The organism is Dorea acetigenes (assembly GCF_025567385.1).
Classification (GTDB): domain Bacteria; phylum Bacillota; class Clostridia; order Lachnospirales; family Lachnospiraceae; genus Claveliimonas; species Claveliimonas acetigenes.
Map to the genome: position 1 here is coordinate 16,919 of NZ_JAOQJU010000005.1, position 20,679 is coordinate 37,597.

19 protein-coding genes and 1 riboswitch are annotated in these 20,679 nt (G+C 46.0%); all 19 genes read right to left on the reverse strand.

Annotated elements, in window-relative coordinates:
• Window positions 1-5: 5 nt before the first annotated feature.
• The 19 genes from greA to OCV99_RS06625 all read right to left on the reverse strand — a co-directional run bounded on the left by greA (window position 6) and on the right by OCV99_RS06625 (window position 20,603).
• Window positions 6-488: a transcription elongation factor GreA gene (greA, locus tag OCV99_RS06535; RefSeq protein WP_158369292.1), complete on the reverse strand. Its 483-nt coding sequence runs from the start codon at window positions 486-488 to the stop codon at window positions 6-8.
• A gap of 122 nt (window positions 489-610) precedes the next feature.
• Window positions 611-1,564, reverse strand: coding sequence for a tRNA dihydrouridine synthase DusB (gene dusB, locus OCV99_RS06540; RefSeq protein WP_158369294.1), 954 nt, complete (start codon window positions 1,562-1,564; stop codon window positions 611-613).
• 71 nt (window positions 1,565-1,635) lie between these two features.
• Window positions 1,636-2,415 (reverse strand): type III pantothenate kinase, encoded by a 780-nt coding sequence (locus OCV99_RS06545; RefSeq protein ID WP_158369296.1) that lies wholly within the window; start codon window positions 2,413-2,415, stop codon window positions 1,636-1,638.
• A gap of 66 nt (window positions 2,416-2,481) precedes the next feature.
• Window positions 2,482-2,814 carry a DUF6145 family protein gene (locus OCV99_RS06550; RefSeq protein WP_158369416.1) on the reverse strand — a complete coding sequence of 111 codons (333 nt, stop codon included), beginning with the start codon at window positions 2,812-2,814 and terminating at the stop codon, window positions 2,482-2,484.
• Window positions 2,807-3,787, reverse strand: coding sequence for a biotin--[acetyl-CoA-carboxylase] ligase (locus tag OCV99_RS06555; RefSeq protein WP_158369298.1), 981 nt, complete (start codon window positions 3,785-3,787; stop codon window positions 2,807-2,809). Before OCV99_RS06555 ends, OCV99_RS06550 begins: the two co-directional genes overlap by 8 nt.
• A gap of 9 nt (window positions 3,788-3,796) precedes the next feature.
• Window positions 3,797-5,836: an ornithine carbamoyltransferase gene (argF, locus tag OCV99_RS18215; RefSeq protein WP_158369300.1), complete on the reverse strand. Its 2,040-nt coding sequence runs from the start codon at window positions 5,834-5,836 to the stop codon at window positions 3,797-3,799.
• Window positions 5,837-5,855: 19 nt separating this feature from the next.
• Window positions 5,856-6,797 (reverse strand): SPFH domain-containing protein, encoded by a 942-nt coding sequence (locus OCV99_RS06565; protein WP_158369301.1) that lies wholly within the window; start codon window positions 6,795-6,797, stop codon window positions 5,856-5,858.
• A gap of 2 nt (window positions 6,798-6,799) precedes the next feature.
• Complete coding sequence (locus OCV99_RS06570) at window positions 6,800-7,237, reverse strand: NfeD family protein (protein ID WP_158369303.1); 438 nt, start codon at window positions 7,235-7,237, stop codon at window positions 6,800-6,802.
• A gap of 11 nt (window positions 7,238-7,248) precedes the next feature.
• On the reverse strand, window positions 7,249-8,049 hold the full coding sequence (locus OCV99_RS06575; RefSeq protein WP_158369305.1) for a TrmH family RNA methyltransferase: 801 nt from the start codon (window positions 8,047-8,049) through the stop codon (window positions 7,249-7,251).
• A 4-nt stretch (window positions 8,050-8,053) separates the two neighbouring features.
• Window positions 8,054-8,704 (reverse strand): potassium channel family protein, encoded by a 651-nt coding sequence (locus tag OCV99_RS06580; protein ID WP_158369307.1) that lies wholly within the window; start codon window positions 8,702-8,704, stop codon window positions 8,054-8,056.
• A 33-nt stretch (window positions 8,705-8,737) separates the two neighbouring features.
• Complete coding sequence (locus tag OCV99_RS06585) at window positions 8,738-10,108, reverse strand: TrkH family potassium uptake protein (RefSeq protein ID WP_158369309.1); 1,371 nt, start codon at window positions 10,106-10,108, stop codon at window positions 8,738-8,740.
• 5 nt (window positions 10,109-10,113) lie between these two features.
• Complete coding sequence (locus OCV99_RS06590; protein WP_158369311.1) at window positions 10,114-10,803, reverse strand: response regulator transcription factor; 690 nt, start codon at window positions 10,801-10,803, stop codon at window positions 10,114-10,116.
• Entirely contained in the window at window positions 10,796-12,292 is a 1,497-nt protein-coding gene (locus tag OCV99_RS06595; protein WP_158369313.1) for a sensor histidine kinase, read from the reverse strand. The genes OCV99_RS06590 and OCV99_RS06595 overlap by 8 nt, the downstream gene beginning before the upstream one ends.
• A 104-nt stretch (window positions 12,293-12,396) precedes the next feature.
• Window positions 12,397-13,584: a methionine adenosyltransferase gene (metK, locus tag OCV99_RS06600; protein WP_158369315.1), complete on the reverse strand. Its 1,188-nt coding sequence runs from the start codon at window positions 13,582-13,584 to the stop codon at window positions 12,397-12,399.
• Between the two features lie 137 nt (window positions 13,585-13,721).
• A riboswitch (SAM riboswitch) is annotated at window positions 13,722-13,820 on the reverse strand.
• 115 nt (window positions 13,821-13,935) lie between these two features.
• A complete protein-coding gene (locus OCV99_RS06605) occupies window positions 13,936-15,324 on the reverse strand; it encodes an S-layer homology domain-containing protein (RefSeq protein ID WP_262575063.1) in 1,389 nt (462 codons plus the stop codon).
• 103 nt (window positions 15,325-15,427) lie between these two features.
• Complete coding sequence (locus tag OCV99_RS06610) at window positions 15,428-18,046, reverse strand: leucine-rich repeat domain-containing protein (protein WP_158369318.1); 2,619 nt, start codon at window positions 18,044-18,046, stop codon at window positions 15,428-15,430.
• Window positions 18,047-18,252: 206 nt separating this feature from the next.
• A complete protein-coding gene (locus OCV99_RS06615; protein WP_158369319.1) occupies window positions 18,253-18,432 on the reverse strand; it encodes a hypothetical protein in 180 nt (59 codons plus the stop codon).
• 223 nt (window positions 18,433-18,655) lie between these two features.
• Window positions 18,656-19,948 carry a UDP-N-acetylglucosamine 1-carboxyvinyltransferase gene (locus tag OCV99_RS06620; protein WP_158369320.1) on the reverse strand — a complete coding sequence of 431 codons (1,293 nt, stop codon included), beginning with the start codon at window positions 19,946-19,948 and terminating at the stop codon, window positions 18,656-18,658.
• Window positions 19,949-20,102: 154 nt separating this feature from the next.
• Window positions 20,103-20,603 (reverse strand): shikimate kinase, encoded by a 501-nt coding sequence (locus OCV99_RS06625; protein ID WP_158369321.1) that lies wholly within the window; start codon window positions 20,601-20,603, stop codon window positions 20,103-20,105.
• Window positions 20,604-20,679: the final 76 nt, after the last annotated feature.

Sequence of the window (20,679 nt, forward strand, 5' to 3'; positions counted from 1 at the left end):
ATGCCTTACATAGATCGCTCAATCTTTAACACCTTGTACTCAATTTCTCCTGACTGGGTTTCTACAATTACACTGTCGCCTACTTCTCGCCCAATCAGCGCCTTGCCCACCGGGGATTCATTGGATATCTTGCCCTGAAGACTGTTTGCCTCGGTAGATCCCACAATCTTAAAGTCTATTTCTTCCTCAAATTCCACATCGTATACCGTTACAGTGCAGCCTACGTTAATCTTGTCAAGATTGATTTCATCCTCCACGACTACTTCCGCATTCTTCAGAATCTTCTCTAATTCTTCAATTCTTGCCTCAATGTCACGCTGCTCATCCTTCGCCGCATCGTATTCTGCATTCTCAGACAAATCACCCTGTTCTCTTGCTTCTTTGATTTTTCCTGCTACTTCCTTACGCCTTACGACTTTCAGATTCTCCAATTCATCTTCCAGTGCCTTAAGCCCTGCATACGTAAGAAGTCTTTTTCTTTCTTCCATACCCTTTCGTCTCCTTATATCTTTCATTATGTCTCTATTTTTCAAGAGGAATCCCTCTTGTCAGGTCCTTAAATAAAGATACTTTCACAATTTCATTATTATAACCAAACAGGAGGATTGTGTCAATATTTTTCTTCCAGAAGCTGCTCCAGTTCTTGGTAAGATTCGACCTTATTTATCTCATCCCTCAACTTGGCAGAACCGGGCATGCCTTTTGTGTACCATGCCACGTGTTTGCGCATTTCCCGGATTCCCAGATATTCCCCTTTAAATTCGATTTGAAGCCTGGCGTGCCTTAACATCGTTTCCCGAATTTCCTGTTTATCCGGTCCGGGTAATATCTCCTTCGTATCTTGATACGTTTTCAGTTCCCGGAATATCCAGGGATTGCCCCGCGCGCCCCGTCCAATCATCACACCATCGCATCCGGTCTGTTCCTGCATCTGCGCGGCCTTTCCGGCAGACGTTACGTCACCATTTCCAATGACTGGAATCGACACGGCTTCTTTCACCCGGCGGATGATCTCCCAATCAGCCTTTCCGGAATAATATTGTTCTCTGGTGCGTCCGTGGACAGTAACCGCCGCCCCTCCGGCTTCCTCAATAATCTTCGCAATCTCCACTGCATTTATACAAGTATCGTCAAAACCTTTTCTGATCTTCACCGTCACCGGCTTATGAATTGCCCTCACCGTCTCATGAACAATCTTATACACCAACCCGGGATTTTTCATCAATGCAGAACCTTCGCCATTTTTCACTACCTTCGGAACCGGACAGCCCATATTGATGTCTAATATCTGAAATGGCAGCTCTTCAATACGTTTTGCCTGCTCACTGATAATTTTCGGATCAGAGCCAAAAAGCTGCAGGGATACCGGATATTCCTCCGGATGAATGGAAAGGAGCGCTTTCGTATTCTTGTTATTATATTGCAGCGCTTTTGCACTAACCATTTCCATACACAAAAGCCCTGCTCCCTGCTCCTTGCACAGCAAACGAAATGGCAGGTCTGTAACTCCTGCCATCGGTGCTAAAATGTACGGATACTCTATGTTTAAATCCTTAATTCTCATTTGGGTACACCCCTTTCGTCAATTTGGTACACCACATTTGTTAGTTGGGGACGTAGTAAAACGTCGTTTTACTACGTCCCCAACCGTCTGTTTTTTTCATAAATAATCCGCAATCCTTCCAGTGTCAAGATGGGATCGTAAATATCAATGCTATCGGTTTCATTTGCCAGAATATTACCAAGCCCTCCGGTGGCAACTACTTTCGCATCGGTATAACCGGATTCTTCTTTTAATTTGCTAATGATATACTCTGTCTGCCCGATATAACCATACACCAGCCCTGCCTGCATACTGGAAACTGTCTCCTTTGCCAGGATGGAAGCCGGTTTTTTTATTTCAATCTCCGGAAGCATCGCCGCTCCGCCCCACAGAGCACGGGCCGACGTTCGGATTCCGGGAGCTGTCACTCCCACTCCAAAGGTTCCATCCGGCTCTACCAAGTCGTAGGTAGTGGCAGTTCCGAAGTCTACCACAATCACAGGTCCGCCATACAGATAGTAGGCTGCCACTGCATCTACAATACGGTCCGGCCCGGTCTGGCGCGGATTCTCGGTTGCCACGCGGATACCGGTCTTAATTCCGGCGGAGACTACGATCGGCTTATGTCCGAAATATTTGATAATTGCGCTCCCGAAGGAATGCATGATATCCGGCACAACGGAGGCAATGATAACTGCGTCAATCTCTGCCGGGTCTTCCCCTTGGTTGCGGATCAGCTCCCGCAATGTAATTCCATATTCATCCGATGTGCGGGGCTGCTTTGTCGTCATTCTGAATTTACACACCATCTTCTCGCCCCGGAAGATTCCCAGTGTTATATTGGTATTACCCACATCTATCGCAAGTAACATACGCATTTCCTCCCATTATATTGTAACAGTTCAGCCATAACAGCTCGAATTAGCTGCTTCACTATATTACTCTGCATCCTCTCCCAGGAAAAATACCTTATAGTACATCTGCAGGGCTTCCAGAAGATCTCTCTTCTCTGTCTGGAGCTGCTTAATCTTTAAATGGCTTCCGATCTCGTCAAACATCGGATCCCCTTCTTTAGACGTCACTTCAAAACACAGTTCTCCGTTTTCTTCATATACAAGCGTAAGGATTCCCCCCACATCATGTACATAGAGTACGCACATAATCTTCAGTTCATTCTTCACCGAATCCGGAAGTTCACTAAAATCGGGATTCAGATAATACTTCTCTTCATAAGAATTTGCTCCGCAGAGCACGATTTTCTCATCATACATAGCCATATATTCCTCTCACAGATACTTCACCGGCATAAATTTCCTCAATGCTTCCGTCAGCTTTCCGCACAATAAGCTCTCCGGTCTCATTAATCCCCAAAGCCGTGCCTCCAAATTCGTGTCCCGGCTCCAGTACCTGGATCTCTCTGTCTTTGTTGACCAGAAGACGATTATACCTTTCCTGCAGCGGCTTCAGATCCTGTGCCTCTGCAAACATGTTATAATAGTTCTCAAAATACCTCATCACTGCTGCTGCCAAATCCGGGCGTTTCCATTTCTTACCTGTCTCTATCGCAAGAGAAGTTGCCGTTTTCTGGATTTCCTCCGGAAAACTTTCCGTATTTACATTAATTCCCACGCCAATAACAACATGGTTAATGTAATCGATCTCTGCGCTCATCTCTGTCAGTATGCCGCAGATTTTCTTCTTATTTAGTACAATATCATTAGGCCATTTAATTCCTGCCGCCTCCCCCGTCACTTCCTGCACGGCCTCGGCAACAGCAAGCGCCATAACAAGCGTCAGCATGGGCGCCTTATCCGGCAGAAATTCCGGACGCAGCAGAATGCTCATGTAAATACTGGCACCGGAAGGGGACTCCCATCCTCTGCCCCGGCGCCCTTTCCCGGCCGTCTGACGGTCAGACACCACCAGGGTACCATGCTTTCCCCCGGCTTCTCCAAGCTTCTTTGCCTGGATATTGGTGGAATCGGTCTCATCCATATATATAACCGGATTCCCGGCCCACTCTGTTTCAAGCCGGCTCTCAATCTCCGCCTGGGACATGACGTCCGGACTCTCTGTCAAATGGTATCCCTTATTGCGGACTGCCTCTATTTTATATCCTTCTTTTTTCAGCTGTTCTATTACCTTCCAAACTGCAGTGCGGGAGACGTTCAGCTTATCACAAAGCTGCTGCCCGGACACATACCCTTCATTTTCCCGCAATATTGTTAGAATCTCTGTTTTCATTTTCTGATTTTACCTGTTCCCGAGTGTTGCCACCATGATTGCCTTAATCGTGTGCAGGCGGTTCTCCGCCTCGTCAAATACCTTAGACTTCTCGCTTTCAAATACTTCCTCTGTCACTTCTTTTCCTTTATTCGCAGGCAGACAGTGAGAGAAAATTGTAGTATCCTTGCCAGTTTTCTTCATCAGCTCTGTATTGACCTGATACGGGAGAGCAAGCTTAGTTCTTTCCTGCTCCTTCTTCTCTTCACCCATAGAAAACCAAACGTCTGTATAGAGGATATCTGCGCCCTCTACCACATCCAGCTTATCGGTTACTTCAATTGTGGAACCTGCTGCCTTCGCGTATTCTTCACATTCTTTCACCAATTCTTCATCTGGCCACAGACGTTTCGGAGCTGCAACGGCAATATTTACCCCTACTTTTGTACAGCCCACCAGAAGACTGTTAGCCACATTGTTGCGTCCATCTCCCAGATACACAAGCTTCAGCCCTTTCAGGTATCCGAAGTTCTCTTTTAATGTAAGGAAAGTTGCAAGAACCTGTGTCGGATGCCACTGGTCTGTCAGCCCGTTCCACACCGGTACTCCACTATACGCTGCAAGTGCCTCCACGAATTCATGGTCAAAACCACGGAATTCTATTCCGTCAAACATACGTCCCAGAACACGCGCGGTGTCTTCAATACTTTCCTTCTCACCCAGCTGCAGCTCGGAACCTGCCAAGTACGTGGCTGTTCCGCCTTCATCCTGTGCTCCGATGGTAAATGCACACCTTGTCCTGGTTGACGGTTTTTCAAAAATCAGCGCAATATTCTTGCCCTTTAAACTGTCTCCCTTGATTCCCTGCTTTCTCTTTTCCTTCAATTCCTGTGCCAGATCCACCAGATAAAGAATCTCCTCCGGTGTAAAATCCTTTAGTTTCAAAAAGCTGCGTCCCTTTAAATCCATCTCATAATCCTTCCTTATCTCCATCAGCACATGGATAAAACGCGGCAGGTATGCCTGATTCTCCAGTGCCTCGTATTTTGCCTGAACTTCCGCAAGAAGTTCATCTACCGTATAGATCCGGTATTTCTGTACCCGCAAGAGCTTTGCGCCGGCTTCCAACATAGCGTAAAATAGCTCCTGCTCTGAAAATCTGCGGGGAAGCTGCAGGACAAATGCCATCTCGTTCTTCTCCCTCTCCGTCAGATTTTTTAATTTCTCTTCATAATACCACTCTTCGTGGGTTTCTTCAATATAATAAATTCTGCCGGACAAGCCATAAATCATCCGCATTGCATCATAATACCCGATTTTCATATTCTGACGGCTGCGCCTGGCATTAAAATCCAGAATATTTCCAAGCTTTACCCTGGGGGCTATCTCATACCTCACCGCTCCCTGGGGAAGCTTTACCTTCGGCTCACGCCCCGGTCCATAAATGCGGATAGCAATGATATTTTCACACCCTCCGTCCACAAGAGAACCTACCGGGAGATTGTTGAACATACCGCCATCCATATAGCGCTTCCCATGAAGCTCTTCATTCTTGAAGCCCAACAGATAAGCGCTGGCAAGAAGATAATCTTCCAAAAGCCCTTCTGGAATATCCTCCAGACTAAGATCCAGCTCTTTCTTGTCTGTCAGCGAAAAAGTCAGCAGATTAAATGCTATCCCCGACTCGCGGATTTTCTTTTCATCAATGCATTCATGGATTAAACGCCGCAGAGGCGTAACATCCACACCGCCTTCGCCTATGATTTTCAAAAATTCATGGAAAAGTTCTTTAAACGGCAATTTATTGTCCATGAACCGTTCCATCAGGCTGTCATCGACTTCCATAACGGCAGAATACGTCATCTCGCTCCAGATTCGCTCTGCCTGACCTAAATCCCCCATACAAATCAGGGCGCCATTCAGCGCCCCGACGGAAGTGCCAGCCACCGCGTTTATTTTCACACCGGCTTCCTTCAGCGCCTTCCATACCCCTATCTGATAAGCGCCTCTGGCTCCTCCGCCCTCCAGCGCTAATCCATATTCCTTCGATAAATCTATGACAGGTTTCATCCCATCATCTCCTTATCTTCTATTGTTCTTCCTTTGCAACCTCTGTCACTGATTTCACCAGGCCTGCGATTCCCTGAATCTCGGACGGGATAATAATCTTTGTCGCCTTGCCGTCGGCCGCCTTTTCAAATGCTTCCAGGCTCTTCATAGTAAGGACAGCCTCATCCGCACCGGCTTCTTTCAGGAAACGGATACCATCTGCATTCGCCTGCTGAACCTTCAGGATTGCTTCTGCCTGACCTTCTGCTTCTTTAATCATTGCCTCCTTCTGCGCTTCCGCCCGAAGAATTGCCGCCTGTTTCTCCGCCTCCGCGTCCAGGATGGCAGACTCTTTCTTACCCTCTGCCACAAGAATGGTAGACTTCTTCTCACCTTCCGCCTTAAGAATTGCCTCACGGCGCTCACGTTCTGCCTTCATCTGCTTCTCCATAGCATCCTGGATTGCCGCCGGAGGAATAATATTTTTAAGTTCCACGCGGTTTACCTTAATCCCCCACGGATCCGTTGCCACATCAAGAAGCGCCCGCATCTTGGTATTAATCGTTTCTCTGGAAGTCAGCGTCTGATCAAGCTCCAGATCACCGATAATATTACGAAGTGTTGTAGCCGTCAGATTCTCAATCGCCATAATCGGATTCGCCACTCCATAGCAGAACTGCTTCGGGTCTGTAATCTGATAGAACACCACTGTATCAATCCGCATGGTAACATTATCCTTGGTAATAACCGGCTGAGGCGGAAAATCTACCACCTGTTCTTTTAAATCCACTCTTCTTGCAACCCTGTCAATAAACGGCATCTTGAAATGAATACCAACGCTCCATGTTGCCTGATATCCTCCAAGACGCTCCACTACCAGCGCCTGTGCCTGGCGTACTACCTTCACACAGGAAATCAACACCAAAATTACAAATACCAAAAAAATCAATCCAATTATCGTTCCTATAGAAATGCCTAACATATCTAACCCTCCTCTTTTTCTTTGATAATGAGTTTTACTCCCTGGATTCCTTCAATCGTAACCACTGTATTTTTTGCAATGACTCCAGACGGTTCTTCCGTCTTCGCCGACCACTCCTGGCCGTTCACCTCTACCACGCCTTTGTTATGAAGCGTATCCACCTCTTCCAGAACCAGCGCCTGCTTTCCGATCAGGCTCTCTGCGTTGGTTTTCTGGCGTTCTTTATTAAAATACTTCAGAGCAATAGGGCGTGTGCTCACCAGAAGTACGATTGACACAATTGAAAAGACAGCAATCTGTACGCCTGTGCCGAAGCCTATGATTCCCATGATAAATGCGGCAAGCGCACCTCCGGCAAACCAAATGGTAGTCAGCCCCATCGTACCGATTTCAATCACCAATAAAACAATAAAAATAAGCAGCCAATACATTGTTTCCATCTCTTACCCTCCTAACGTCTCTGCCTTCCGGCTTCAAACATAAGAACCGCCGCCGCAATCGCCGCATTCAAGGATTCCACCTGCCCTGCCATAGGAATCCGAACCCAGGTATCTGCAAGCTCTGCCACTTCCTGCCGCAGTCCATTTCCCTCATTGCCAATCAGGAACGCCGTCCCTTCCCGGTACTCCGCCTCATCGTAAACGACCGTCCCTTCCAAATGTGCAGCATACGTATGAATTCCCTGCCGCTTAAGCTCCCTGACAGCTTCACAGATATCCTCCGCATACCACAGCGGCATCCGGTATACCGATCCCATGGTAGAACGAATCGTTTTCGGATTATAAACATCCACACAATCCGCACTCATCAGAATCCCCGTCACTCCGGCAGCCTCCGCCGTACGGATGACCGTTCCCATATTACCGGGATCCTGCAAGTTATCCAGAACAAGGAAAAACGGTTTCTGCTGCTCTTTTTCTATCAACCTTTCCCACTTCTTCGCTGTTTTATTCCTCTGTCTTACCACACACATCACGCCCTGAGGTGTTTTGGTATCTGATACATATGCAAATACAGTATCCGAAAGAACCTCTTGGCGGATCTTCGCCTGTCGGCAGAGTATGTCTGTCAGCTCTTTCTCTTTCTTATAAAATCCTTCTGTCACATAGACTTCCAAAAGCAAGTCTGTCGGTACTTCCCTGAACATCCGGATCCCCTCTGCCAGAAAAACTCCCTCGTCATCCCTTGCTTTCCTTCTTTTCTTAAGATTCACAAGCCTTTTGACCTTCGGATTTGAAGTACTTGTAATCATTCCTTTATTCCTTTCCAAATTCCCGCAGCGCCAGATTCGTCCCAATTAAAATCAATATCATTTCCTCCTGAAGCGGCATATCCGGATCCGGATTGACCTCTGTCTTGCCCTGAAGGGTATACCCGACCACACTCACATCATGCCGCTTCCTTACATCCAGCTCACGCAGTGTCCTGCCAACCCATTTCTTCGGCACCGCAGTCTCCACAACACTGCATTCCGGCGAGAGCGTAATCCAGTCTGCGAAATCTGCAGATACCAGATTCTTCGCCACCCTGGCTCCCATCTCCCGCTCCGGGTAGACAATGGCATCCGCTCCAATCTTTCGAAGAATTGTAGCATGTATCTCATTTTGCGCCTTGGCAAGCACATACGGAACGCCCTCTTCCTTCGCAAGCATAGTTGCCATAATACTCGCCTCCATATTTTCCGAAATTGCAATAATTGCTCCATCCAGATTTCTTGTACCGATAGAATGCATCAACTCCGGGTCCGTAATATCTCCCTTCACTGCATAAGATACGGAATCTGCGATTTCCTGAATACGTTCCATAGAACCATCCGCCACAACTACCTCGCAGCCCAGGTTCTGAAGCGTGATTGCCACACTGATTCCAAAATTCCCCAATCCAAATACTGCAAACTGCTTCTTCATACTTTCTATTACCCTTTCTTTCTCCGACAATCTCTATCCTACCATAATCCGCTGCTCCGGCAGCTCTCTTGCCCGCTCTTTCGGCTTCGACATGCCGCCAAACAAAAGCGCCAGAGAAATAGGACCGATACGCCCGATATACATCATCACAATCAATACCATATGACTCGCACTGCTAAGCGTGGGTGTTAAATCCGCCGTCAGTCCTACGGTTCCCACCGCGGAAAACGCCTCATACAGGATATCAATAAATGGAACCTGCGGTTCAAAAACCGTAATCGCAATCGTCCCGGCAAAAAGCACAGTGACTGCCGTCATAATAACGGCAAATCCCATACGGATATTCTTTCCGGAAAGCCTGCGACCAAAACACTCCACCTGCTCTCCGCCCCGAAAGACGCTCAAGCAAGTCAGCACCACCATCGCTACTGTTGTTGTTTTCACACCTCCCGCAGTTCCTCCCGGTGATCCTCCGATAAACATCAGGATACAGCTTAAGAATTTTGACTGTGTATAAAGCCCGGACTGGGATACCGTGGCAAATCCCGCCGTTCTTGTGGATGTTGAATGGAAGAAAGCTGCCATCCATTTCTCTCCGGTACTCAAATTCCCAAGCGTAGCCGGATTGTTCCGTTCCATCAGGAAAATACATACGGTACCGCCAATCAGCAGGATGAGCGTTGTTACAATTGCCAGCTTAGAATGGAGCCTCAGCCTGGTAAACCACCATTTATTCGGTATCTCCCTCCTGCGGATACGCCTTCCATTGGAAATCAAATCCTGCCACACTGAGAAACCAATACCGCTGACTATGATTAACAGAACCGTCGTAATGTTTATAATCGGATCGCCTACATATTTCTGAAAACTTGTATCTCCCAAAATATCAATCCCTGCATTACAGAACGCAGAAACCGCATGAAACACCGCGTACCAGATTCCGCGAAGCACACCGAATTCCGGTATAAAACGGAATGCATACAAGACAGCTCCTGCCGTCTCCACTGCCAGCGTTCCCTTAATTACCCGGAGGATCATTGCCACCATGCCGCCCGGCGCTTCCATATTATAGGTTTCCTGTATAACAATCCTTTCTTTCACCGTAATCTGTCTTCTCAACAGCAAAAGGAATCCAACTGCGCAGGCAATAATTCCCAATCCGCCAATCTGTATGAGGATCAGAAGGATTATCTGCCCCGCCAGCGTAAATTGTACAGCAGGAGTTACCGTCACAAGCCCGGTCACACACACTGCCGTCGTAGAAGTAAACAATGCGTCACTGAATGTAATCGGCTGCCTGTTACAAAAAGGGAGGGAAAGAAGTACGCCGCCTGCCAGAATAACTCCCATAAAACCAAGCGCAAGTATCTGCATTGTATTCCATCTGATATTTCTTTTCTTCATAAGCCCTATACTCTGAAGCGGTATCCAACGCCCCAGATTGTCTCAATATACTGCGGATTGGATGTATCCAGCTCTATCTTTTCACGAATTTTCTTAATATGCACCGTAACCGTGGCAATATCGCCTATAGATTCCATATCCCAGATTTCACTGAACAATTCATCCTTCGTATACACATGGTTCGGATGGCTTGCCAGGAAGGTCAGAAGATCGAATTCCTTTGTGGTAAAGGTTCTCTCCTCTCCATTTACCCACACTCTTCTTGCAGTAGTGTCGATTTTCAGCCCGCGGATTTCAATTACCTTATTCACCTCCGCCGCACTGCCAATCAGCCGCTCATATCTTGCCAGATGCGCCTTCACTCTCGCCACCAGTTCACTGGGACTGAATGGCTTCGTCATATAGTCATCCGCGCCAAGCCCCAGTCCGCGAATCTTATCAATATCATCCTTCTTGGCAGACACCATGATAATAGGCGTATTCTTTTCCTCCCGGACCTTACGACAAATCTCGAATCCATCCACTCCCGGCAGCATCAGATCCAGTATAACCAGATTATAATCTCCCCGCAGCGCTTCTGCAAGCCCGGCCTCGCCATCTTTGGCAACCTCCACGTCAAAACCGCTCAGTTCCAGATAATCCCGTTCCAGGTCAGCAATCGCCACTTCGTCTTCTACAATCAAAATCTTACTCATAATTTGGTACCTCCTGATATTTTCTAAGGACAAAATACATGGTCGTTCCGGTTCCTTCCCTACTGGTCGCCCAAATCTTTCCACCATGCTCTTCAATAATTTTCTTTACAATAGAAAGCCCAATCCCGCTTCCTCCTTTGGATGAATTTCTGGATGCATCCGTCCGGTAGAACCGCTCAAATATATTGGTCAGATCCTTCGTCGCAATTCCTTTCCCGTTATCCTCCAGCTCCACCTGTACGAAATCTCCCACATCCTTCACTCTCAGATTAATCTTCGCTTTTTCTTTATCCATATATTTCATCGAATTATTTACGATATTATTAATGACCCGCTTTAACTGCTCAGCATCGGCAATGATTTTCACTTCTGCATCCACATAATTGAAATATCCGAATTCCACACCCCTGGATTCCAGTTCCAGAGAAAGCTCATCTGCACAATCGTCAAAATATGCATTCACCGGTATGGTATTAAAATTATAAGGAATACGGTTCGTGTCAATCTTAGAATACAGCGTCAGCTCATTAATCAGCCGATCCATCTCGTTAGCTTTATTGTAAATCGTCCGGATGTATTTGTCCATCTTTTCCGGCGTATCTGCCACGCCATCCATAATTCCCTCCGCATAACCTTTGATTGCCGTCACCGGCGTCTTCAGATCATGGGAAATGTTACTAATCAGCTCTTTGCTCTCCTTATCGAACTTCATATTCTCTTCCGCACTATCCTTCAGGCGCTTGCGCATATCTTCAAAATCCTTACAAAGCTGGCCGAATTCGTCATCAGCATCCGCACAAAGTTCAAAATCCAGGTTTCCTTCTTTGATATTCTTCGCTGCCACCTGCATCTTGGCAAGTGGCTGCTTCACCGAGCGGTATATCCACCAAATCAGAATGCTCGCCGTCAATACCAGCACCATAACGATTACCAACGCAATGTCAACCGTAAATTGACGGATTTCCGGAATCACCGCCCCCACATCCGTCACAATAAAGATGCTTCCTTCCGATTCATCTTCGTAACGGAAGTCAACCTGCTTAATCAGCACCTGGGCATCCCCACCAAGATAAATCCCATTCTCCGAAGCAGTATCCATCTCTCCATATCCGGGAAGCTGATCAATAATCGCATCCACCCGGGCATCCGAATTTCCCAGATAAACTATTGTATCATCTTTTCTCACTAAAAGATAGGACTTCTTTTGCTCCAGCGAAGCATTGAACTGCTCCAGCCAGGTAGCGTCTTCTAAGTTCCGGGGATTACTTCGCGCCATCTCTGCAAGCTCATGAAAAGATTTCTCCGTAAGCTGTCCCATGAGTTTGGTCGGGTTGGAGAAGGACTCCACCGTCGTGCCCTTCAGTTCATAATTCTTCTCTATCATACTCAGCTGGTACTGCCCCAGCATAAAAATAAACAACGCCCCTAAAAGAATCGGAAATGCGATTACCGTCACAAAAGCTATGATTAAACGAGTCTTTAATTTCATACTTGTCCTCCGTACATCCGTTATTCTTTTCTTATTGTATCACGAAAAAGAGCGCTTCACATCAAAGCGCCCTAAAAAATTTCCTAAAATTTTCTAAAATCAGATTACAGGTATTTCTTCAGTTCCTCCGCCTTATCTAATTTCTCCCACGGAAGCTCTACATCCGTACGGCCGAAATGTCCGTACGCCGCTGTCTGCTTGTAAATCGGTCTTCTGAGATCCAGCATCTTAATGATGCCCGCCGGGCGGAAGTCAAAATTCTCACGGATAATCTCTACCAGCTTCTCATCCGGCAGCTTTCCGGTTCCAAAGGTATCAATCATGATAGAAGTAGGATGTGCCACCCCAATTGCGTAAGACAGCTGAATCTCACATTTCTTCGCAAGCCCTGCCGCCACGATATTCTTAGCAGCATAGCGCGCTGCATACGCTGCAGAACGGTCTACCTTCGTACAGTCCTTGCCTGAGAATGCGCCGCCGCCGTGCCGTGCCATTCCTCCATAGGTATCTACAATAATCTTTCTTCCCGTAAGCCCGCTGTCGCCATGGGGACCTCCAATCACAAAACGTCCTGTCGGATTGATAAAGAACTTCGTATTCTCATCCGTCATGCCTTCCGGGATTACCGCGTCAAACACATATTTCTTAATATCCTGATGAATCTGCTCCTGTGTCACTTCCGGGTCATGCTGAGTGGAAAGCACCACCGCATCCAGCCTTGTCGGCACGCCTTCTTCATCATATTCCACCGTTACCTGTGTCTTGCCATCCGGACGCAGATAGGGCAGCGTACCATTCTTTCTTACTTCCGTAAGCTTCCGCGCAAGCTTATGGGCAAGGGCGATAGGGTACGGCATCAGCTCCTCCGTCTCATCAGAAGCATAGCCAAACATCATTCCCTGATCCCCGGCGCCAATTGCCTCCAGCTCTTCCTCTGACATCTTATTCTCTTTTGCTTCCAGCGCCTTATCCACTCCGAGGGCAATATCGGCAGACTGCTCGTCAATTGCAGTAAGTACGCCGCAGGTATCTGCATCAAACCCAAACTTTCCGCGGGTATAGCCAATCTCCCGTATTGTGTCTCTGACAATCTTCTGGATATCCACATATGCATTAGTGGTAATCTCGCCCATAACCATAACCAGCCCCGTAGTGGTACAAGTCTCACAAGCCACGCGGCTCATGGGATCCTGTGCAATCAGCGCATCCAGAATAGCATCTGATATTTGGTCACACATTTTATCCGGATGACCTTCTGTTACTGATTCCGATGTAAATAATCTCTTCTCCATGCTTTTTCTCCTTTCTTCTGACGGATAGCTCCCGCCCGCCGGACTTTCTCTTTACAGGATTTTATGAAAAAGATTGCGCCGTTCAGGCGCTCAAAAAACGGTCCGCCATAAGCGGACCGTCACATACATAACCAATCCTCTTATTGTTCGATTGCTCGCTCAGGTTGGCACCTTCCAAACATTGGGGTTGCCGCAGCTTCACAGATCCTTTGTATCTCCACTGCTCTGAATAAGAGAAAGTCTGATATTTATTTGTTAATCTCCAAGTACAAATGCTACTTTACACCACCTGTACAAAGAAGTCAAGACATATCGTACAATTTACCACATCTTATCTCCAGAATCCGAAAGTTAGCTTTCTTCCCCATACTTCTCCATAAATCTCTGGATAATGATGGCACACTCCGCACGGGATGCATTCCCCTGTGGGTCAAGCCTTGTTCCATAATCCTTACCTGTAATAATTCCGCTTCCCACAGCCCACTGCATCGCTTCCCCTGCAAATTCACTGACGCTTGCCGCATCGGTAAACTGACTATAATCTGCCTTTTCACTGACATCGTACTTCCGGTACTTTGCATAACGGTACATCATAACTGCCATCTGCTCCCGGTTAATATAATCGGATGGCCCGAACAGCCCCGTATCCGTATAGCCATTTACTACCTTCGTATCGGCCGCCCAGATAACTGCTTTTGAATAAAACTGTCCATCCGGTACATCCGGGAATCTCACTTTGTATGTCACATCCGGCTTGCCGCTCAGACGATGAAGGATGACGGCAAACTGCGCACGGGCAAGATTCTCATATGGGACAAAATGGGTAGTATCCTTACCCGTCATAATCTTTGCAGTGTAGTTATAGTATACACCGTCATAAAACCAATCATTCTCTGCCACGTCTTCATAGGGAAGTTCAACCGGTTCCTGTGGTTCGGTTGGATCCGGTTTTTTCTCCAGAGCCTCCAACGCTTCATTAAGCGCCTTTACCGCGGCGTCTATCTCTTCCTGTGATGCTTTTTCGTCTGCTTCTACTTCTTTTGCCTTTGACAGAACCTCTGCATAAGCCGCCCAGCTTTCTTCTGTATATTTTCCCTTTTCCGTATCCGGAATCACATTTTTCAGAAGTTCCTGAAGCCTTGTCTTATCCGGTTTCTCTGGTTCAGGCGGAGTGGGCAGGTCTGGCTCCTTTTTCTCCTCCAACGCTTCCCGCGCTTCATTAAGCGCTTCCACCGCGGCATCTACATCTGCCTGTACCGCCTCTTCATCTGAGAGAATCTTTTTCGCATTCTCTAAAGCTTCTTCGTATTTTGTCCATGTCGTTTCTGTATACTTCTCTTTTTCTGCTGCATCGATTGCTCCATTAAGTGCCGCCTGGAGAGCTGTTTTATCCACAACTACCGGATCCGGTTCCACTGCCTTTTTCTTTACCGCCAGCCTGGCTGTCATATTTTTGCCATTACCGCAATAGTACTTATAAATGACCTCCTCGGCATCTTCATCTACCGTAAGAATGTTATCTGCCACACTTCCGCCCTGCCAGTTGTAAGCTTTCGATACATCGAAATTACCCGGAAGCATCTGAAGATCAAATGTACCATCCTCACTTAACTCAATGGTATAGGTATTATAATTATCCTTGCTTTCACCCTGGACTTTATCTCCATAAAAATCAAAAATCTCAAGATTACTTAAATCCAGCGATGTCAGATGATTTCCACTGCAGGAAAAAACATCCAACTGCCGTCCACTGCCAAGGTCAAGCACCGTAAGCGCATTATCACTACAGTTCAGCTGTACTAATTCAGGATTGTTGTTAAGTTCAAGTGCCGCAATTTTGTTGTCACTGCAGTTCAGCCATAACAGTTTCTTGGCTCACATCCAACGCAGAAAGCTGATTGGACGCACAATTCAGATCGGACAGCTCCGGATTCTGGCTCACATCCAGCACCGTAAGTTTATTAGACTTACACGCCAATCCCTGCAACTTCTTATTGCTGCTCACATCTAAAACCATAAGATCCGTATTATTGCAGGACAAAGTACTTAACGCCGCGTTTTTGCTGACATCCAATGCCTTAAGGTCATTATCCGAACAATCCAGGAAATACAGCGGCAGGTTATTGCCCACATCCAAAGCCGTCAATCCGCAAGAGCCGCAATCCAGCCTTTCCAATTCCGGATTCTTACTGACATCCAATGTTTTTAGCATATTATTATCGCACTGCAGCTCTTTCAATCCCGCATTTTTACTGACATCCAATGCCGTCAGTTTATTGCTGCTGCAAGATAGGGAAGCCAGCTCCTTATTTTTGCTAACATCGATGGCCGTTAATTCATTAAAAACACAATACAGAGTTTTCAGCTTTTGATTCCTGCTGATATCCAATGATGTGAGCTTATTATTCGAACAGTTCAGCTCCTCCAATGCCGAGAAGAATTCAATTCCTTTCAGGTCAGAAATATCACTAAAAGATACATCCATATCCTTTACAGCTTTTATTTCGTCCACACTCAGGCTTCCATTCTGATTCAGATCCTTCTCTTCCGCTATATATGCCCGGAATTTTTCATCCGGAAAATGGATCGCATCAATCGCAATCCCGTCTTTCGTATCATCGACATGGAGCGTCATTTCTTTATACGCCCCGTCACTATCGGTTACCCGAAGTATCAGATCCGGATTCGCCCCTTCAGCCCGCGGCGTCCCTCTTATAGTTCCGCCTGCTGAAACAATCAGCCAGTCAGGCCCGGACACTTTACTGAATGTATACGGCAGAACTCCGCCGGATGCAGCTTCTGCCACAGAATAAGGCTCAATCGGTTCGTTCACATAATTGATTCCGACATCAAAAACTTCATCCTTCACAAACCGGAGTTCGCCTTCTACGTAATCCTTTATGACAAGCTTCACTGTCATATTCTGATTATTTCCACAATCGTATTTGTAAAGCACTTCTTCTGCATCTTTATCCACGAACAGCGTATCTCCTGATACCATGCCTCCCACCCAACCGTATGCACGGGAACTGTCAAAACCATCTTCAAAACCGGAAAGATTAAAGCTATTTTCCTCATCCAAAGTAATAAAACGCCGGTTATAATTGTATTCTTCCCCATCTGCTTCTTTATCACTGTAAAAATGCTCTGTAACACTTGTATTCTTCAGTTCAAGCCCGGCCAGTTGATTACCGCTGCAGGATAATTCCGATAAATATCTGTTATTACTAAGGTCAAGAGCTGCAAGTTCATTGCTGCTGCAGTTCAGCTTCTGCAAATTCTCATTTTTACTCACGTCCAAAGCCGTCAGGATATTAGAATTGCAGTCTAAAGCCTGCAATTTCCCATTATTGCTTACATCAAGAACCGTAAGATTGTTGTCCCCGCACCGCAGCTCTGTCAGCTCGCCAAAAAACTCAATCCCCTTCAGATCCGTAATTCCCCTGGAAGGCACATCTATAGCCTGCACTTCTCTGATCTCGGCAGGACTCAGCTTTCCATCGTGATCTAAATCCTTCTCTTCCGCTATATATGCTCTAAAAGTCTCATCCGGGAAGTTCGTTCCATCAATCACTGCTTCTTCTGCTGTATCAGCAACGTGAATGGTAATTTCTTTATATGCGCCCTCTCCATCGGTTACCCGCACAATCAAGTCCTGGTTTTCCCCAACTGCCTGGGGCGTTCCGCTTACAATCCCCTCCGAAGAGACCTGGATCCAGTCCGGTCCTGCGCTTTTTGAATAAACATAAGGCAATACTCCGCCCTCCGCGGACTCCGCAACAGAATAGGCATCTATTGGTTTTCCTACGTAGTTTTCTTCTATATCAAACTCAGGGTTCTGGTCAAAAGTCAACGGCACCGGCAATGTGGTATCCACGACTAGTTTTACCATCATTGTACCAGCAGCGTTCTCTTTACAAGCATACCAATAGGTAACCTCATTACTATCCTCATCAACCACAAGTGTATAACGTGACGCAGTTTTTGTTACGCTTCCTCCTCGCCATCCACTTGCCCTTTTCACGTCAAAACCATCAGGCAAAGCTGCCAAATTGAACGTACGACTCGCAGTCAAAGGAATCCGATAAACATTGCCACTTGTTTTGACATATATTGAACTCATCTGCAATGAAGTAGTTTCACACGAAAGAGAGGTAAGTTGATTATTTCTGCAATCCAATTCTATCAAATTTATATTATTCGTCAAATCAAGGGTAACCAACTGATTATCATGACAATCTAAATATCGTAAAGCCGTATAATCGCTTAAATCAAGCGCCTTCAACTGATTTCCATAACAGAGTAATTGCTGTAAAGAAGACGCACTGTCAAGATTAAGCGTTGTCAATCGATTATCCATACAATTCAGTAGTTCTAAAGAATTATTATTACCCAATTCCAATGTTGTCAACTGATTATACGAACAATCAAGGCTTTTTAAACTTGTACTGTTCAGTTTCATAGACGTTAGCTGATTATTCGAACACCACAATGTCTCCAAAGCACTGTTTTGGCTAAGATCAAGTGTCGTTAGCTGGTTGTAATCGCAAGACAAATATGATAATGATGTAAAATATTCTATCCCCTTAAGATTAGAAATTTTACCACCCAGTCCAGCTGAATTACCATATATGTCCATTTCAGTTACCGCATTTATTTCAGCAGCACTCAGTTTTTTATTATTGTCCGTATCATATTGCTTACGCATTCTCTAAACACCGCATCTGGGAAATTCGTTTCATCAATCGCAATCCCTTCATCCGCCGCTGCTGCCGTTATAGGTATAATATTTATCACCATAGCCAGGCAAAGCAAAAAGCTCCACCATTTTCGCACTCTATGTTTCACAATAACCCTCCTCAAAAGCAATAAATTTTTATATTTTTATAATATACTGCTTTATTATTTAAGTCAACACTCACCGCGAAACATCCATTTGGCTTGTTTCCTCCTTGCAAATAAGTTTTTCTTAATTTCAAGAAAAAAAGACCTCTGTACTATTTCTAGTATAGAGATCTCAATTCCTTATCTTAACTTAATGACATGGGGCTTCCACCTCGTCCTGAACTTCCTAACTCACTTTAAACTTAAATTTCTGAATCTCTTTCTCACTTGCCACCCGCTCAATCACCGCTCCCAGGCTCTTAAGCTTCTCTTCAAACCGCTCATACCCTCTCTGAATATAGACGATATCATCTACGATGGTAATTCCCTCCGCCGCAAGTCCGGCAATACAGAGCGCTGCTCCCGCTCTAAGATCCGGCGCACTGACACGGGCTCCTGATAACTTGCTGACGCCTTCAATGGTAGCTGAATTTCCCTCTATCTTTGCAACACCGCCCATTCTTGCCAGCTCATCCAGATATTTGAATCGATTTTCAAATATACTTTCTGTTACAATACTTGTCCCCTGACACAGAGATAATGTAACGCCTATCTGCGGCTGCATATCTGTCGGAAATCCCGGATAAGGAAGGGTCTTTACATGAGTGCTCCTGAGCCTTCCTTTGGATACCACCCGGACAGCATCGTCAAATTCTTCTACCTCGCATCCAATCTCATTCAATTTGGCAATAGTTGCCTCCAGATGCTTCGGAATAACATTCATTACGGTAACATCTCCTCTGGTTGCCGCCGCGGCAAACATAAATGTACCTGCTTCAATCTGATCCGGTATGACAGAATATTCTGTCCTATGAAGTCTCTGCACACCTCGGATCTTAATCACATCGGTACCGGCGCCTCTGATATTGGCTCCCATACTGTTGAGGAAATTCGCCACATCCACTACATGTGGTTCCTTGGCAACATTTTCCATAATCGTAAGTCCATCCGCCATGGCCGCCGCCATCATCACGTTGATAGTAGCTCCCACCGTCACCACGTCAAAATAAATATGGCTTCCTTTTAAACAATCTGCCTCCGCAATAATCTTGCCATGCTCAATGTCCACATCTGCGCCAAGTGCACGAAATCCTTTCAAATGCTGGTCAATGGGACGGCTCCCGATATTGCATCCGCCCGGAAGCGCCACTTCGGCCTTGTTGTATTTTCCCAGCAGTGCTCCCAGCAAATAGTAAGATGCGCGGATCTTCTTAATATAATCATACTCTATATCAAAATCATGAATACCTTTTCCATTAATCCTTACCGTATGCCGATCGATACGGTATACATCTGCTCCGATTCCGGCAATCGCATCCAACATCACATTAATATCATTCACATCCGGAAGATTTTCTATCAGTACCGGCTCATCCGTCATAATCGCCGCTGCAAGAATTGCCAGAGCCGCATTTTTCGCTCCTCCTATCTCAACTTCACCGACAAGCGGATTCCCACCCTTTATAATATATTGTTCCATACTGCACCTCGATTATTTCGATTACTCTCAAACATCACAAATACTCAACCTAAGTAAATCACCAGTCATTATACCAGTAATTTACCCGTTTGTAAAACATTTTTTATCTTATCGTAAGATTTCTGTAACATTTCCCAGTTCCGGAAGCAAATCGCTATCTGCTTTCCAGCGCTTCCAACACTTTATCAATAGTTTGCGCTAATGTCAACCCATCTTCGCAAATTGTAATATCTGCATATTTTTCAAAAAGTGCTGTACGCTCATCATATAGATCCTTCAGAGTCTGCCCTTCCTTCAGCACGACTCCTCTTTGCCTGGCGTCGCCAATCCTCTCACTTATTGTTTGAAAAGAGACCTGCAAATATACCACCGTTCCGATTTCTTTAAAATGTTTCATGGCATTTTTACAGTATATGGCACTGCCTCCCGGTGAAATGATGGCATGTTCCGCTTCTACTGAGGCATTCACGCTGTCCTCAATGGCGAGAAATCCATCAATTCCCTTTTCTGCAATAATATCTTTTAATAATCGATTTTCCTGTTTTTGGATTAAAAGATCCGTATCTACAAATTCATACCCCATACGCTTTGCCGCCACAACACCTATTGTGCTCTTCCCCGCAGACGGCATTCCGATAAAAATGATATTATCCATACTCCTGGTTCCTCCTCTTTTGTTCCGGCCGGCTGTCTGACTGCAGTCCGGCCGTCCTCGCAAACAGTATAGCACA